This is a genomic window from Paraburkholderia sp. CNPSo 3274, from assembly GCF_024206475.1.
Classification (GTDB): domain Bacteria; phylum Pseudomonadota; class Gammaproteobacteria; order Burkholderiales; family Burkholderiaceae; genus Paraburkholderia.
In genome coordinates this window covers 1-15,072 of the sequence record NZ_JAMBPR010000030.1, presented here as the reverse complement: position 1 = coordinate 15,072, position 15,072 = coordinate 1, and the positions used below count along the sequence as shown (strand labels likewise).

The following is a 15,072-nucleotide window of genomic DNA, read 5'->3' as shown; positions in this document are numbered from 1 at the left end:
TCAGGCCTCCTGATAGTGACGGAACGCGCGCGGATAGACGCGCTGGCAGTTGCATTCGAACACGTTGCGGCGCTGTTCTTCGGTGAGCCATTCGATGCTTTCGATCACCGGCTTCATGTCGTCGTAATCGCGGCCCGAGATCGGGTCGCGCGAGCTGCCGGTGCCAGGCTTTTCGGTGCCGAACAGCACGTTGTTGGTGCCGGCCACCTTGAGCAGCAGTTCGATCGATTCCTTCGAGTAGTTGCAGGTGTCGAAGTAGAGCCTGCGCAGTTGCTCGTCGAAGCTCTGCGGATGGTTGCGGCGCACGGCCCACGAACGAAAGCGGCCCATCTGGTAGGGAATCGCGCCGCCGCCGTGGCCCACGACGATCTTCAGGTTCGGGAATTTCTGGAAAACATCCGATTCGAGCAGCGAGATGACCGCGATGTTTTCTTCGTTGATGAATTTCAGCGTGTACGACTCGCGCGGGCTGCAGCTGCCGGCCGAGTGGATCAGCGCGGGCACGTCGAGCGCCGTCATCGCCTCATAGAGCGGATACCAGAACGGATCGCCGAGACCGGCCGGCGTCGGGCCTTCGCCTTCGGTCGGGTCCGGGTTCAGCAGGCAGCCCACGAAGCCCAGTTCGTTCACGCAGCGCTCGAGTTCGGCCACGACGCGTACTTCCGGCGACTCGTTCATGAATTGCGGCAGGCCCGCCACGCCGCGGAAGCGGTCGGGGAACATCGCGACGAAGCGCGCGATCAGGTCGTTGCAGTGGCGCGACCATAGCTCGGCCACACGCGCGGGCTTGACCGAATGCATCTGCAGATACGGGCGCGGCGAGATGAACTGCACGTCGGTGCCGACCGAGTCCATGCTGCGCACGAGTTCTTCGGCGACCTTGCGCACCGAGGCGTCGGGAATATTGGGCCGGGTGGAAGGGTTGGCGCGCCCGCCGATCAGCTCCGCCATGTAGCGGAAGCTCTCGGGCGGCATGACGACGTGGGCGTGGGAGTCGATGATCACGTTGGAACCTTTTTCAATGAGGGAATGCGTTGCGTTGCGTTGCGTTGGAGAAATTGGCGGCCCGCTCAGGACGACGCCACGGCCATGACTTCGAGTTGCAGGACCATGCCGTGCTGGAGGTCGTGCACGACGACATGGCGCGCGGGGCGCTGGGCCGGGTCGGGCCAGCGCGCCAGCCAGTGCGTGTTGAGGTGCTCGCGCACGCTGTCGTCTTTCACGGACACGGCGAGCTTGACTACATCCGCGAGCGTGGCGCCGCCCGCGTCGAGAAAGCGTTCGAGGTTGTCGAACGCGAGGCGTGCCTGGTCGGCGGCCGAGGCGGCGAGCTTGCCGGTCGCCGGGTCCTTGCCGGCGATCGCCGACGAGCACAGCACGTTGCCGACGCGTGCGCCCACGGGTATCGGGGCGTTGTGCGCGAGGCCTGGGACGTCGATGGAGCGGGGCATGTTGTCTCCGTGGTAATTGTTCAGGACGACCTGGCTTCTCAGTCGGTGCCGAAGTCGAAAAAGTGACGCGGCACGGCCGCGAGGAACTCGGAAAAGCCGGTGGTGCCCGCGGGAACGTGGCGCCGCATCACGTCTGCGGCTTTCGCTTCGTCGCCGGCCTGGATCGCGCGGGCAATCTCGAAGTGCTCCTGCAGGGAGCGGCTGATCTGGCTGCGGTTGCGCAAATCGGCCACGCGGTAGCGCGCCGACTGGCGGCGCGCCGCGCGGATCTGGTCGGCGAGGCACTCGTTGCGGCTGCCGTCGTAAATGGCGTCGTGAAAGGCCTCGTTGGCGCGGGCGTACTCGCTCGCGTCGCCTTCCACCGCGGCCTGCTGGCACGCCATCAGCGCGCGGTCGAGCGCTTTGTGCAGGGTGTCGCTCGCGCGCCGTGCACAAAAGCGCGCGCACAATGCCTCCAGTTCCCCGATGTATTCGAGCATCGAGCGCACTTTCGCGATGGACAGGCGCGCCACGGTGATGCCCTGGCGCGGCGAAATCAGCACGAGGTCGCGCGCCGCCAGATGCTGAAGCGCCTCGCGCACCGGCGTGCGCGATACGTTGAAACGCGCCGCGAGCGCGCGTTCGTCGATCGGCATGCCCGGCGCGAGCCGGCCGGTCTCGATCTCGGCCTGCAGGGTCTCGCGAATGTCGTTCGCGAGACTGGCTCGCATGCGCGGCGCGGCAGCGTGCGGGTCGGGCGCGGCGCCCTGGTGCTCGACGGGCAGATCGACTACAGGTTTCATTGGAGGGCGGGGTTGATCGGTGGTCGGATGGATGAAATATACCAATACGCGTTCGTGGTATTCAATATGGTAATTTTCTTATACATCCTATCGTGCTGCGGGACAGCCGCTTTGTTCGGGTAAAAAACAACGCAAAATCAATAACATAGGCGGAGCGCGCCGGGCCGCGGCAAGTGCGCTAGGGGAAAACACTACCCATCAAAACCTACCTCTGGTGTATTGAGAATGCGGTTCTGGTATGCCAGAATGGCTGCCAATCGAACTGATCCTGGTAAGCCAGCGCCGGGATCGCCAATCAAGAAGAGGCATGACCTGATGAGTAAGTCACTCTCCGAAGCCGATGGCGTGTTGTCCGTCGACCGCGTGCTGAAGCCGCGCTCGATTGCGATCGTCGGCGCTTCCGCCGACCCGCGCTCGTTCGGCAATTTCGTGCTGCAAAATCTGGAGCGCTTCGGCTACGCGGGCGAGGTCCATCTCGTCTCGCGCAGCAGCCAGGAAATCAACGGCCGCCCCTGCGTGAGCAGCGTGGATACGCTGCCCGAAGGCGTCGATCTCGCCGTGCTCTGCATTCCCGAGGCCGGTGTGCTAGACGCCGTGCGCACGCTGGGCGCGCGGGGCACGGGCGCGGCGGTGATCTTCGCGTCGGGCTATGCGGAAGCCGGAGAACAAGGCCGTGCGAAGCAGCAGGCGCTGACGGAGGCCGCGAACGCGGCGGGCATCGCGCTCATCGGCCCCAACTGCATGGGCTTCACCAACTTCGAAGCCGGCGTGCCGGTCACTTTCGAGGCGCTCTCGCCGTATCCGTGCGCGGGCCGCAAGGGCGTGGGCGTGGTTGCGCAAAGCGGCGCCATGGCCGCGAATCTACGCGACGCCTTCATGGGACGCGGCGTGCCGATCACGGTGGCGGCTTCCACGGGCAACGAAGCCGTGCTGGGCATCGAGGACTATCTCGCCTGGTTCATCGCCGATGCGCAGACCAGCGCGATTGCCGTCTACGCCGAGCAGGTGCGCCGCCCGCAGACCTTCCTCACGCTGGCGCGCGAAGCGCGCGCGGCGGGCAAGCCGATCGTCATGCTGATGCCGGGCAAGAGCGCGCGGGCGCGCGAAGCGGCACAGTCGCATACGGGCGCGCTGGCGGGCGACCACGCCACGGCGAGCGTGCTGCTCGCCCGCGAAGGCGTGGTGGTGGTCGATTCGCTCGACGAACTGTTCGACACCACGACCATCCTCGCGCGCTTTCCGGTGCCGCCCGCGGCGGGCACGGCCGTGATGACGGCATCGGGCGCGGTGAAGAACATCACGCTCGACTTCGCCGACGACATCGGCCTCACCCTGCCGCCGCTCACCGAGCCGACCCTGAAGAAGCTCACCGGACTGCTGCCCGACTTCGCCGTGGCGGACAACCCGCTCGACTACACGACCATCGGCGTGCGCAATCCGGGGCTGATCCGCGAGCTGATCGACACGGTGCTCGCTGACCCGAACATCGGCAGCCTCGTGCTCTCGATCATGGGCGGCCCGCCCATCGCCCAGCGCGACAAGGCGGACCACCTCGTGCCGGCGCTTGCGCGCGCAACCAAGCCCGCCGTGCTCGCGGTGATGGGCGACAACAACGCGCTGGAGCCGTTCTTTGTCGAGGCGATTGCCCAAAGCGGCGTGCCGTTGTTCCGCTCGCCCGACCGCGCGCTGCGCGCGTGCGCTCGCGTAGCGGCCTATGGCGAATCGCTGCAGCGCGCACAACGTGCGCAAACCGCGCCGTCCGCCGCAATCCCTCTGCCAGAAGGCGTGCCGGCCAACGGCATTTACGCCGAGTATCAGGGCAAGCAATGGCTCGCCGCCGCGGGCCTGCCGGTGCCGCCGGGACGTCTCGCGAAGACGCTCGACGAAGCGCTGAGGATTGCAGATGGAATCGGCTATCCGGTGGTCCTGAAGGCGCAGGCGAGCGAGCTGCCGCACAAGAGCGACGTGGGCGGCGTGGTGGTCGGCCTCGTGGATGCGGCCGCGCTGCGCACCGGGTGGGACAAGCTCCACGCGAGCGTGGCCGCGCATCGTCCTGAACTGGAACTCGACGGCGCGCTCGTCGAGGCAATGGGCCCGCGCGGTCTCGAACTCGTGGTGGGCGCGAAGCGCGACGCCGAGTGGGGCCCGGTCGTGCTGGTAGGCCTTGGCGGCATCTGGATCGAGGCGCTCAAGGACGTGCGCCTGATTCCCGCCGACATGGCCGAAGAAGACATCGCGGTGGAACTGCGCCGCCTGAAGGCCGCGGCGCTGCTCGACGGCGGGCGCGGCGCGCAAGGCGTGGACGTGGCCGCCATCGCCAGGGCCGTGGCCGCGATCGGCGCGCAGATGCGCGCGAACGAAGCGATCACCGAAATCGACGTGAACCCGCTCGTCGCGTACCCCGACCGCGTGCTCGCACTCGATGCGCTCGTCGTTTGCGGCTCGCAAGGCGGCCACGGCGGCACGCACCACTGATAAGGACAATGAATCAATGAGACTGGAATTCTCCGCAGAAGACGAAGCGTTCCGCGCCGAGGTGCGCGAGTTCGTCAGGACGCACCTGTCGCCGCGACTCAAGCGCAAGGCCGAACTGGGCCTGCGGCTGGAGCGCGCCGACTATGTCGAGTGGTACACGCACCTTTACGAGCGCGGCTGGATCACGCCGTCGTGGCCGAAGGAAGCGGGCGGCCCGGGCTGGACGCCGCTGCAGCGTTACATCTTCGATGAGGAAACGCTAACAGGCGGCGCGCCGCGCATCATCGCGAGCGGCATCAACATGCTCGGCCCCGTGCTCAACGCGTTCGGCACGCCTGAGCAGAAGGCACGTTACCTGCCCGGTATCCGCCGCAGCGAAACGTGGTGGGCGCAGGGTTTCACGGAACCAGGCGCGGGCTCGGACCTCGCGAGCGTACGCACGACGGCCGTTCTCGACGGCGACCACTTCGTCGTGAACGGGCACAAGGTGTGGACCTCGTACGCGCATTGGTGCGAGATGATGTTCGCGCTCGTTCGCACGGACCCGCATGCGAAGCCGCAGGAAGGCATCTCGTTCCTGCTCATCGACATGAAATCGCCGGGCGTGGAGCTGCGCCCGATCCGCATGCTCGAAGGCGGCACCGATCTCAACGAGGTCTATCTCGACAACGTGCGCGTGCCCGTCGAAAACCTCGTGGGCGAGCTGAACAAGGGCTGGTCGTACGGCAAGTATCTGCTGGGTCACGAGCGCACCGGCATTGCCGGCATCGGCTCGTGCAAGCAGCAGCTCGCCCGCGCGAAGGCGCTCGGCAAGCAGCAAGGGCTCGCGAGCGAGCCGCTCTTCGAGGCGCGAGTGAGCCGCTTCGAGATCGAACTGATGGCGCTCGAATTCACGGGCCTGCGCATGCTCAGCGCGAACCAGCAGAGCCGCGTGCCCGCCGTGGAGGCATCGATGCTCAAGGTGCGCGGCACCGAGCTGCGCCAGGCGATCTACGCGCTGCTGGCGGACATCGCCGGTCCCGAAGGCATTGCGTTCGACGAAGCCGCGCTGCTCGACCAGGCGGGCCACGAGCCGCCGAGCCCCGAGGAACTCATTGCCGTCGCGGCCAATTACTTCGACGCGCGAAAGCTGTCGATTTACGGCGGCACGAACGAAGTGCAGCGCAACCTGATCAGCCGCGCGTTCTTCAACGCCTGAAGCGGGACACGATAAAACATGGACTTTTCTTTGACTGAAGATCACGTCGCGCTGCAAGACGCGGTACGCCGCTTCTGCGACGGCGAATATCCCGCGCATCAGCGCGGCAACGCCGAAGATGCGGCGCTCGCGGCGCGCCGCCGCGCGGGTCTCGCGGAACTCGGCATCACCGGCCTCATCATCGACCCCGAGCAGGGCGGCAGCGGCTATGGCGCGGTGGAGACGATGCTGGTCGCGCAGCAATTGGGCCGTGCGCTGGGCGGCGCGGGCTGGCTTTCGAGCGGCATGCCTGCCGCTGCGCTGATTGGCGCGGCGGGCAGCGCGCAGCAGCGCTCGCAATGGCTCGAAGCGGCCCCCTGCGGCGAAAAGGTGCTCGCGCTCGCCGTGGGCGAAGCCGATGCGCGCTACGACCTCGCACGCATCGCGGTGCGCGCGAAGGAGACCGGCGACGGCTGGCGCATCGAGGGCACCAAGACGCTCGTGTTCGACGGCCCGATCGCCGATGCCTTCGTGGCGGCCGTGCGGACCTCGGGCGAGCGAGGGGACACGCAGGGTTTGTCGCTCTTCCTCGTCGATGCCAAAGCGCAAGGAGTCTCGCTGCGCCGCTTCGAAACGATCGACGGGCGCGAGGCGGCGCATGTGAGCTTCGCCAATGTGGCGGTGAGCAAGGCCGATGCGATCGGCGAGGTGGGCGAGGCATACCCGCTCATCGAAGCGGCGCTCGACCGCGCCAATGCCGCGCTGTGCGCGGAATCGGTCGGCGCGCTCGAAGCGCTGCTCGAACTGACCGCCGAGCACCTGAAAACGCGCACGCAGTTCGGCGCGCCGCTCGCGAAGTTCCAGGCGCTGCAACACCGCGTCGCCGACATGTTGATCGCGCTGGAGCAGGGCAAATCGATGGCGTGCGCCGCGGCCATGGCCGTGGACGAGAACGACCCCGCCCGCCGCAGCCGCTTCGTTTCGGCAGTGAAGGCATTCATCGGCGACGCCTGCAAGAACGCCGGCGAATGGGCGATCCAGCTGCACGGCGCGATGGGCATGACCGAAGAGTGCCGCGCGGGCCACTACGCTAAGCGCATGTTCGCGATCAACCTGACCTACGGCGACGCGACATGGCATCTCAACCGCTTCACGGCGCAGCGTCTCGCGCAGGAGGCCGCATGAGCCTGAACGGACAAGCGTATATCGTCGGCGCCTACGAGCATCCCACGCGCAAGGCCGACGACCTCTCCGTCGCGCGCCTGCACGCCGATGTCGCGAAGGGCGCGCTGGAAGACGCGGGCCTCACGAAGAACGATATCGACGGCTACTTCTGCGCGGGCGACGCGCCGGGCCTCGGCACGACCACGATTGCGGAGTACCTCGGCCTGAAGCTGCGCCACGTTGATTCGACCGAATGCGGCGGGTCCGCGCCGATCCTCCACGTGGCGCATGCGGCGGAAGCGATCGCGGCGGGGCGCTGCAACGTGGCGCTGATTACGCTAGCAGGCCGGCCGCGTGCGGCAGGCGCGGCGCTCGCGCTCAAGTCGCCGGACCCTGATGCACCGGACGTGCAGTTCGAGCTCCCGTTCGGCCCGGCCACGCAAAACCTGTACGGCATGGTCGCGAAACGCCACATGTACGAGTTCGGCACGACGAGCGAGCAGCTCGCCTGGATCAAGGTCGCGGCCTCGCATCATGCGCAGCACAACCCGCACGCCATGCTGCGCAATGTGGTGACCGTCGAAGACGTCGTGAATTCGCCGATGGTGTCCGACCCGCTGCATCGTCTGGACTGCTGCGTAATGAGCGATGGCGGCGGCGCGCTCATCGTGGCGCGGCCCGAGATCGCGAAACAGCTCAAGCGACCGCTCGTGAAGGTGCGCGGCACGGGCGAAGCGCCGAAACATGCGGCAGGCGGCAAGATCGATCTCACGTGGTCGGCGGCGAAGTGGTCGGGCGCGGCGGCTTTCGCGGAGGCCGGCGTGACTCCCGCCGATATCAAATACGCGTCGCTCTACGACAGCTTCACGATCACGGTGCTCATGCAGCTCGAAGACCTCGGCTTCTGCAAGAAAGGCGAAGGCGGCCGATTCGTGCAGGACGGCGGCCTGATTTCGGGCGTGGGCAAGCTCCCCTTCAATACCGATGGCGGCGGCCTGTGCAACAACCATCCCGCGAACCGCGGCGGCGTGACGAAGGTGATCGAGGCCGTGCGCCAGCTGCGCGGCGAAGCCCACCCCGCCGTGCAGGTGCCGAACTGCGACATCGCGCTCGCCAACGGCATTGGCGGCGCGCTGGCGTCACGTCATACGGCCGCAACGCTCATTTTGGAACGGGTTTAACGATGAGTACAACTATTCAGAATCCCGCAGTGGAGAAGGCCGCGGAGAAGGGGGCTAAGCCCGCTGGCCCGCGCCGTATTGCGCCGCCGCGTGTGTTGCCCGAGGCGCTGCCGTTCTGGGAGGCGGCGAAGGAAGGACGCCTGCTCCTGAAGCGATGTGCCGCGTGCGGCGAGACGCACTACTACCCGCGCGATATCTGCCCGCACTGTCTGAGCGCCGACACCGAGTGGGTCGAGTCTGCCGGGCAGGGCACGATTTACTCGCATAGCACGATGGGCAAGGAGGACGCGCGCTACACGCTCGCCTACGTGACGCTCGACGAAGGCGTGACGATGCTCACCAATCTCGTGGACTGCGACCCGGCCGCGCTCGCCATCGAACAACGCGTGCGGGTGACGTTCAAGCCGAGCGACGGCGGCTACCCCGTTGCGATGTTCACGCCGGCCTGAGGGAGAACGTCCATGACCGAAGCATCCAACAATTACCAGGCAAGCGGCCAGGCAAGCGTGGCTGCCCGCAAAGGCGCGCTCTCGCGCTTCACGATCATCGACGCTTCGCGCGTGCGCGCAGGCCCGACGGCCATGCGCCTCTTCGCCGACATGGGCGCGCGCGTGATCAAGCTCGAAATTCCGCCCGGCGCGCCCGGCGGCGACGACATGATCGGCGGACGTGACCATAACCGCGCAGACTATGAGAACCTGCACCGCAACAAGGAAAGCCTCACGCTGAACATGAAGGACCCCGCTGGCCGCGAGATTCTTCACGAACTGGTCAAGCGCGCGGACGTGTTCATCGAGAACTTCCGGCCCGACGTGAAAGACCGCCTCGGCATCGGCCCCGACGCGCTGCGCGCGATCAATCCGCGCCTCGTCTACGCGAGCATCTCGGGCTTCGGCCAGGACGGTCCGTATGCGAACTGGCCGGGCTTCGACTCCATCGCGCAGGGCATGGGCGGCCTCATGAGCGTGACCGGCAAGCCGGGGGAAGGCCCGATGCGCGTGGGCATTCCCATCGCCGATCTCTGCGCGGGCCACTTCTGCGCAATGGCGATTCTCACGGCGCTGCTCGAACGCGAAGCGTCGGGCGAGGGCCAGTGGGTGCAGACCTCGCTGCTCGAAGCGCAACTGGCGATGCTCGACTTCCAGGCGGCACAATGGCTCGTGGACAAGAAGGTGCCGCAGCAGGTGGGCAACGAGCACCCGCTGACCGTGCCGACCGGCGTGTTCCAGACGAAGGACGGCTACCTGAACCTCGCGGCCATCGGGCAGACGATGTGGACGCGCCTGTGCGAGGCGCTCGGCCTCGAGCATCTCGCGCGCGCCCCGGGCTACGACTCGGATCCGGCACGCGTGGCGAACCGCGACGCCGTAAACCGTGCCGTGGGCGAAGTGTTCAAGACCCGTACCACGAAGGAATGGACGGCAGTCCTCATCAAAGCGGGCGTGCCGTGCGGGCCGATTCACCGCATCGACGAAGTGTTCGAGGACCCTCAGGTCAAGCATCTCGGCATGGCGTGGCCGGTGGAGCTGCCCGGCAAGGGCGCGGTGGCCTTCGTGGGCCAGCCGTTCCGCCTCTCGCGTTATCCGCGTGAAGCGTCGCCCAGGCTCGCGCCCGAGCAGGGCGAGCATACGCAGGCCATCCTGCGCGAACTCGGCTACGCGGACGAGCAGATCGAACAATGGCGCGCGGCGTTCGTGGTTTGAACACGTTCGCGCAGGGCAACAACGTACAGGAGAAGGAGACGAAATGGCACGCCTCGTAGCCGCATTCGGCTCGTCGCACAGCATCATGCTGGTGTCGCAGCGCGAAGACTGGCAACACGGTTTTCGCGCAGTGGACCCCAAGAACCCGCATTACTTCGACAGGGCGGGCAACCACGTCAGCTACGGCGATCTGCTGGAACGCGCACCGCGCGAAGCGGAAGCGATGGTCACGCCGGAGAAGATGGGCGAACGCTACGACCAGGCCGAAGCGGCCATGGACGAGCTGCGCGATCGCATTCGCGCCGCGAAGCTCGACGTATTGTTCGTGGTGGGCGACGACCAGACTGAGTTGTTTCGCACCACGAACAACCCCGCGTTCGCTATCTATTACGGTGAGACGATCCGCAACGCGAAGCGCGAGACGAGCCCCAACGACAGCTGGTACGCCCGCGCCCGCACCATGCGCCAGGAACCGGACGCCGACGTGCACTACCCCGTGAAAGCGGAGATGGCGCGCTGGATGATCCGCGAGCTTTGCGAGCGCGATTTCGACATCGCGGCAATGGACGGCCTGGAGCGCGGCCAGTACGAGGGCCACGCGTTCTCGTTCATTCACCGCCGCTATCTGCAGGGCACCGATTTGCCGGTGATTCCGGTGATCGTCAACACATTCGATCCGCCCAACCAGCCCACGCCGCGCCGCTGCATCCAGCTTGGCGCCGCGCTGCGCGAACTGATCGAGGCCTACCCCGAAGACCTGCGCGTGGGCGTGCTCGCCTCGGGCGGCCTCTCGCACTTCGTGGTGGACGAGGAACTCGACAACGGCATTATCGAAGCGATCCGCCGCAAGGACAGCGCGTGGCTCGCCGCCCTCGACCCCAAGCAACTGCAGGCGGGCAGTTCGGAAATCCGCAACTGGATCATCGCGGTCGAGGCGGTGAAGTCGCTCGACCTCGACTGGGTCTCGTACATACCGGGCTACCGCAGTCCCGCGCTGACCGGCACGGGCTTGTGTTTCGCGGCGTGGCGCACGCAGGATTGACCATCACGCATTCGAACAGGACTTTCACGGAAAGACAACGACATGGCTGACCAAAACGTACAGCGTCTGCGGCGGCTCGACTGCTGCGCCGTCTCCGACGCGCTCGACAAACTCAAACTCCCCGGCGTGGTGAGCGGTCTGCCGCAGCGCTCGGGCGAGGGCCGCATTGCGGGCCGCGCGATCACCGTCAAGCTCGACACGGGCGAAGCGCCGCCGGGGCCGCCCGTGCATCTGGGCTGCACGGCCGTCGAGCAGGCCGGCTCGGACAACGTCATCGTGGTCGAGCAGCGCAGCGGCGTGGAAGCCGGTTGCTGGGGCGGCCTGCTCTCGCTCGCCGCGAAAGTGCGCCAGGTGGCGGGCGTGGTGGCGGACGGCCACGTGCGCGATATCGACGAAGCCATCGGCTATGAGCTGCCCGTGTTCAGCCGCTCGACCACGGCGCGCACGGCGCGTGGCCGCGTGGTGGAGAAGGGCACCAACGTGCCGGTGCAGATAGGGGAAGTGCAGGTGGAGGCCGGCGACTATGTCGTGGCCGACAGCAGCGCCGTGATCTTCATCCGCGCGGCCGACATCGATGCCGTGCTGGATACCGCCGAGACGATCGTCACGAAGGAGGCCGCGATGGCGAAGGCGATTCTCGCGGGCACGCCGGTTGGCAAGGTGATGGGCGGCAACTACGAACACATGCTCGCCTGAGCGCATCTCCCATATCCAGTTCACTGTAGAGATTCCGCAACCATGACGACAAACGATAATCCCGCCACGCGCAGCGACGGCAACGTGGAACGCGCAGGCAAGCTCGACACGGCCACGCTTTCCGACGCGCTCGACAAACTCGGCATCAACGGCCAGTGCTACAAGGTCAAGGCGCGCAGCACCGACTTCCGCCTCGCGGGGCGCGCATGGACCCTCAAGTACGGTCCCGCGGCCAATCCGCCCGGCACGGTGGGCGACTATATCGACGACGTGCCCGAAGGCGCGGTCATCGTCCTCGATAACGGCGGCCGCGAAGACGCGACCGTGTGGGGCGACATTCTCACCGAGATCGCGCACCGCCGCGGCATTGCGGGCACGGTCATCAACGGCATCTGCCGCGACGTCGCGCTGTGCCTGAAGCTCGGCTATCCGATCTTCAGCCGCGATCACTGGATGCGCACGGGCAAAGACCGCGTACAGGTGGAAGCGACCAACATTCCTGTGAATATCGGCGAGGCGCGCGTGCAGCCCGGCGACATTCTGCGCGGCGACGCCGATGGCGTGATCGTGATTCCGCACGAACACGAAGACGCCGTGCTCGAAGCAGCGGAGACGATCCATCACGCGGAAGAAGCGATTCGCGAAGCGTGCCGTGGGGGCATGCGCCTTGACGAAGCGCGCGAGCAGTTCAAGTATCACCAGTTGCAGACGCGGGGGAAATAAACATGAAAGAGCACGATTCGAGCACGACGATTCGCACTGCGATAGAACGCGTCGACAAGAGCGTGGTGGAGGACGCGCGCCGCGTGCCCGCGGCCACGCTGCATGAAGCCGGCGGCAAGATCGGCGCATTGCCCGCCGCCATCAAGCCGGTGGCGCCGGGCTTCCGGATTTGCGGCACGGCCGTCACCGTGCACTCGCCCGGCGGCGACAATCTCTGGCTGCACCGCGCGATTCTGCTCGCGCAGCCGGGCGACGTGCTGGTGGTCTACACGAACGGCGTGTACGAGCACGGTTACTGGGGCGAGGTGATGACGACGGCGGCGAAAGTGCGCGGGCTCGCGGGCCTCGTGATCGACGGCGCGGTGCGCGACGCCGACCTGCTGGAGTCGATCGGTTTTCCGGTCTTTTCACGCGGGCTTGCCATTCGTGGCACCGGCAAGGACTATGGCGCGATCGGCTGGATCAACGAGCCGGTGATGATCGGCAACGTGTCGGTGAGCGCGGGCGATCTGATCGTCGGCGATCGCGATGGCGTGGTGGTGGTTCCGCGAGCGCGCGCGGCCGAGGTCGTGGCGAAGGGTGCGCAACGCGAGGCCGACGAAGCGGCGATCTGCAAGCGCATCGAGGCCGGGGAGACGACAATGCAAATCTACAACTTCCATTGAGCACGGACATGACCTCGAAACCCGCCCACTCGCCGGGCCTAGCGCCCGAACTCACCATCGCGGGCGCGATTGCGACGATTACACTGCGCCGCCCGGATAGGGCGAACCGTCTCGAACCGGAGGACCTCGCCACGCTGCGCAGTTTCATCCGCGACGTGAACGCGAAGCGCGACGTGCTGGTGCTGCGCCTGTGCGCCGAGGGCCGCCACTTTTGCGCGGGCTTCAATATCGGCAGCCTGGCGGACGACAATGCGGCGGCGAGTTTCGAGGCGCTTGCCGATGAGCTCGAGCAGGCGCGCCCCGTGACGATAGCCGCGATCAACGGGGGTGTTTATGGTGGTGCGACCGATCTTGCGCTTGCGTGCGATTTTCGCATCGGCGTGGAGAGCAGCGAGATGTTCGTGCCGGCTGCGCGGCTCGGGCTGCTGTTCTACCGCGGCGGTTTGCAGCGTTACGTCTCGCGCCTTGGCTTGAACGTGGCGAAGCGACTGCTGCTGTGCGCGGCCACGCTCGACGCCGCGCAAATGCTGGCCTGCGGCTTTCTCGACATGGTCGTTGAGCATGCAACGTTATCCGATGAAGTTGAACGGCTGAGCGGCGAACTCGCTGACATGGCGCCGCTTGCCCTGCTCGGTATGAAGAAGCATCTGAACCGCATTGCGAACGGCACGCTCGACGCGGCTGAATTCGAGCGCGACGTAGCTCGGGCGGATGCTTCCCACGACCTTCGCGAAGGATCCCACGCGTGGAAGGAAAAGCGCAGGCCGGTCTTTCGTGGCGAATGATCCGTGAAGCGCCAATAGGGAAACCATCCATGGAAATCGACGAAAAGCGGGTGGTTGCCCGTGTCTACGGCGAGCACGGCTCACTGCCGCCCATTACCACGACGCTAGGCGGCACCTTTGTTTCGTTCACCGACGATGCGCTCGAAGCGGAGTACATCGGTGCGCCCGCATTCCTGAACCCGGCGGGACAGGTACAAGGCGGCATGCTGTGCGCCATGCTCGACGACGTAACGGCGACGCTCGTCGTCTCCACGCTGGCCGAGGGCGAGCACTGCGCGACGCTGAACCTGAACACCTCATTTCTGCGGCCCGCGAAGCCAGGCAAGCTGATCGGTCGCGCGACGCTCGTGCGCAGGGGGCGCGGCGTGTCTAACGTGAACGGGGAACTCTGGCAGGACGATAAGCTCGTCGCCACGGCGACGGCGGTGTGCATGGTCGTCGCGCGCTGAGGCCCGGCCGAGCGACAGTCCGGGCTCTGGTGCAAATGGCTGGTCAGGCCGAGTTTTTTCAATCGATATGGATACCTTATCGATTGAATGGAACAGTATTCCAGACAGCGAGCGCAGCGGTATCTTTAAGCCCGAGCATGGCGAAGTTGAACTGCCCCTTGCGAATGCGATGCATCAATTCGATGCCTGAAATCGTGGTCATGGCGTTCCTGAATCGTTTGAAGCCGAGCATCACATTCGTTCTGGACTTGATGATTCGATGGTCCTGCTCGATCAAATTGTTCAGGTACTTCGAGGACCGGATATTCGTGTTTTCAGGCAGCAAGCCGTCGGCCTTCATCTCGCGCACAGCGCGGTGCGAGGCGGCATACCCATCGAGCGTGATCGTCTCCGGCGGCTGGCCCTGATGTTTGATTGCCTTGCTGAAAAAGGCTTTGGCCGCGGCCACATCGCGCTTCGCGCTGAGCATGAAGTCTACCGTCTGGCCGGCTCGATCTACCGCACGGTACAGATAAACCCATTTTTCACGAGCCTTAACAGGTTGCTGAAGTACCGCTGAAACATGTCATCGCGCAGAGTTCGTGAAGCGTTGATAGATGAACCACCACTTACCCACTGGAGATCATGCGCGGCGCCGACACTTTCACCGAGAGTTTGTTTTCCGTGCGCAAGCTGGACGACTTCGTCCCCAAGTCGCATCCGTTGCGTTCGATCCGCGTAATGGCGAACGAAGCGCTGGCGAAGATGGATCGACTGTTCGCCGAGATGTACGAAGCGGA

General features: G+C 66.0%; 15 protein-coding genes and 2 pseudogenes. 13 read left to right on the top strand and 4 right to left on the bottom strand.

Going from position 1 to position 15,072, the window contains the following annotated elements:
• The 3 genes from M3I54_RS20875 to M3I54_RS20865 all read right to left on the bottom strand — a co-directional run bounded on the left by M3I54_RS20875 (position 1) and on the right by M3I54_RS20865 (position 2,233).
• A complete protein-coding gene (locus tag M3I54_RS20875) occupies positions 1 to 1,005 on the bottom strand; it encodes an amidohydrolase family protein (protein ID WP_254339359.1) in 1,005 nt (334 codons plus the stop codon).
• A gap of 65 nt (positions 1,006 to 1,070) precedes the next feature.
• Positions 1,071 to 1,451, bottom strand: coding sequence for a RidA family protein (locus tag M3I54_RS20870; RefSeq protein ID WP_254339357.1), 381 nt, complete (start codon positions 1,449 to 1,451; stop codon positions 1,071 to 1,073).
• Positions 1,452 to 1,489: 38 nt separating this feature from the next.
• On the bottom strand, positions 1,490 to 2,233 hold the full coding sequence (locus M3I54_RS20865; RefSeq protein ID WP_254339355.1) for a GntR family transcriptional regulator: 744 nt from the start codon (positions 2,231 to 2,233) through the stop codon (positions 1,490 to 1,492).
• A gap of 315 nt (positions 2,234 to 2,548) precedes the next feature.
• Here M3I54_RS20865 and M3I54_RS20860 point away from each other — a divergent pair, with 315 nt between their 5' ends.
• Genes M3I54_RS20860 through M3I54_RS20805 form a run of 12 tightly spaced genes read left to right on the top strand, consistent with a single transcriptional unit; the run spans position 2,549 to position 14,293 of the window.
• Positions 2,549 to 4,708 (top strand): acetate--CoA ligase family protein, encoded by a 2,160-nt coding sequence (locus M3I54_RS20860; RefSeq protein WP_254339352.1) that lies wholly within the window; start codon positions 2,549 to 2,551, stop codon positions 4,706 to 4,708.
• 16 nt (positions 4,709 to 4,724) lie between these two features.
• Entirely contained in the window at positions 4,725 to 5,906 is a 1,182-nt protein-coding gene (locus M3I54_RS20855) for an acyl-CoA dehydrogenase family protein (protein ID WP_254339350.1), read from the top strand.
• An 18-nt stretch (positions 5,907 to 5,924) separates the two neighbouring features.
• On the top strand, positions 5,925 to 7,070 hold the full coding sequence (locus M3I54_RS20850; protein WP_254339341.1) for an acyl-CoA dehydrogenase family protein: 1,146 nt from the start codon (positions 5,925 to 5,927) through the stop codon (positions 7,068 to 7,070).
• Complete coding sequence (locus M3I54_RS20845) at positions 7,067 to 8,230, top strand: thiolase domain-containing protein (RefSeq protein ID WP_254339339.1); 1,164 nt, start codon at positions 7,067 to 7,069, stop codon at positions 8,228 to 8,230. Before M3I54_RS20850 ends, M3I54_RS20845 begins: the two co-directional genes overlap by 4 nt.
• A 2-nt stretch (positions 8,231 to 8,232) precedes the next feature.
• A complete protein-coding gene (locus tag M3I54_RS20840) occupies positions 8,233 to 8,679 on the top strand; it encodes a Zn-ribbon domain-containing OB-fold protein (protein ID WP_254339336.1) in 447 nt (148 codons plus the stop codon).
• A gap of 12 nt (positions 8,680 to 8,691) precedes the next feature.
• A complete protein-coding gene (locus M3I54_RS20835; RefSeq protein ID WP_254339334.1) occupies positions 8,692 to 9,933 on the top strand; it encodes a CaiB/BaiF CoA-transferase family protein in 1,242 nt (413 codons plus the stop codon).
• A 43-nt stretch (positions 9,934 to 9,976) separates the two neighbouring features.
• Positions 9,977 to 10,975 (top strand): protocatechuate 3,4-dioxygenase, encoded by a 999-nt coding sequence (locus M3I54_RS20830; protein ID WP_254339332.1) that lies wholly within the window; start codon positions 9,977 to 9,979, stop codon positions 10,973 to 10,975.
• Between the two features lie 42 nt (positions 10,976 to 11,017).
• Positions 11,018 to 11,671, top strand: coding sequence for an RraA family protein (locus M3I54_RS20825; RefSeq protein WP_254339330.1), 654 nt, complete (start codon positions 11,018 to 11,020; stop codon positions 11,669 to 11,671).
• A 42-nt stretch (positions 11,672 to 11,713) separates the two neighbouring features.
• Positions 11,714 to 12,394, top strand: coding sequence for an RraA family protein (locus M3I54_RS20820; RefSeq protein WP_254339328.1), 681 nt, complete (start codon positions 11,714 to 11,716; stop codon positions 12,392 to 12,394).
• Between the two features lie 2 nt (positions 12,395 to 12,396).
• Complete coding sequence (locus tag M3I54_RS20815; protein WP_254339326.1) at positions 12,397 to 13,059, top strand: 4-carboxy-4-hydroxy-2-oxoadipate aldolase/oxaloacetate decarboxylase; 663 nt, start codon at positions 12,397 to 12,399, stop codon at positions 13,057 to 13,059.
• 8 nt (positions 13,060 to 13,067) lie between these two features.
• The gene (locus tag M3I54_RS20810; RefSeq protein WP_254339324.1) at positions 13,068 to 13,844 is read left to right on the top strand and encodes an enoyl-CoA hydratase/isomerase family protein; all 777 of its coding nucleotides are present in this window, start codon (positions 13,068 to 13,070) and stop codon (positions 13,842 to 13,844) included.
• Between the two features lie 29 nt (positions 13,845 to 13,873).
• Positions 13,874 to 14,293, top strand: coding sequence for a PaaI family thioesterase (locus M3I54_RS20805; RefSeq protein WP_254339322.1), 420 nt, complete (start codon positions 13,874 to 13,876; stop codon positions 14,291 to 14,293).
• Positions 14,294 to 14,369: 76 nt separating this feature from the next.
• Here the strand turns inward: M3I54_RS20805 and M3I54_RS20800 are convergent.
• Positions 14,370 to 14,813: pseudogene (locus M3I54_RS20800) on the bottom strand (IS6 family transposase); the annotation flags it as partial.
• A 104-nt stretch (positions 14,814 to 14,917) separates the two neighbouring features.
• Here M3I54_RS20800 and M3I54_RS20795 point away from each other — a divergent pair.
• Positions 14,918 to 15,072: pseudogene (locus tag M3I54_RS20795) on the top strand (IS5/IS1182 family transposase); the annotation flags it as partial.

Coding starts and splice junctions, on each gene's coding strand:
- M3I54_RS20870 (WP_254339357.1), bottom strand. CDS start 1,451: ATGCCCCGCTCCATCGACGTCCCAGGCCTCGCGCACAACGCCCCGATA.
- M3I54_RS20865 (WP_254339355.1), bottom strand. CDS start 2,233: ATGAAACCTGTAGTCGATCTGCCCGTCGAGCACCAGGGCGCCGCGCCC.
- M3I54_RS20860 (WP_254339352.1), top strand. CDS start 2,549: ATGAGTAAGTCACTCTCCGAAGCCGATGGCGTGTTGTCCGTCGACCGC.
- M3I54_RS20855 (WP_254339350.1), top strand. CDS start 4,725: ATGAGACTGGAATTCTCCGCAGAAGACGAAGCGTTCCGCGCCGAGGTG.
- M3I54_RS20850 (WP_254339341.1), top strand. CDS start 5,925: ATGGACTTTTCTTTGACTGAAGATCACGTCGCGCTGCAAGACGCGGTA.
- M3I54_RS20845 (WP_254339339.1), top strand. CDS start 7,067: ATGAGCCTGAACGGACAAGCGTATATCGTCGGCGCCTACGAGCATCCC.
- M3I54_RS20840 (WP_254339336.1), top strand. CDS start 8,233: ATGAGTACAACTATTCAGAATCCCGCAGTGGAGAAGGCCGCGGAGAAG.
- M3I54_RS20835 (WP_254339334.1), top strand. CDS start 8,692: ATGACCGAAGCATCCAACAATTACCAGGCAAGCGGCCAGGCAAGCGTG.
- M3I54_RS20830 (WP_254339332.1), top strand. CDS start 9,977: ATGGCACGCCTCGTAGCCGCATTCGGCTCGTCGCACAGCATCATGCTG.
- M3I54_RS20825 (WP_254339330.1), top strand. CDS start 11,018: ATGGCTGACCAAAACGTACAGCGTCTGCGGCGGCTCGACTGCTGCGCC.
- M3I54_RS20820 (WP_254339328.1), top strand. CDS start 11,714: ATGACGACAAACGATAATCCCGCCACGCGCAGCGACGGCAACGTGGAA.
- M3I54_RS20815 (WP_254339326.1), top strand. CDS start 12,397: ATGAAAGAGCACGATTCGAGCACGACGATTCGCACTGCGATAGAACGC.
- M3I54_RS20810 (WP_254339324.1), top strand. CDS start 13,068: ATGACCTCGAAACCCGCCCACTCGCCGGGCCTAGCGCCCGAACTCACC.
- M3I54_RS20805 (WP_254339322.1), top strand. CDS start 13,874: ATGGAAATCGACGAAAAGCGGGTGGTTGCCCGTGTCTACGGCGAGCAC.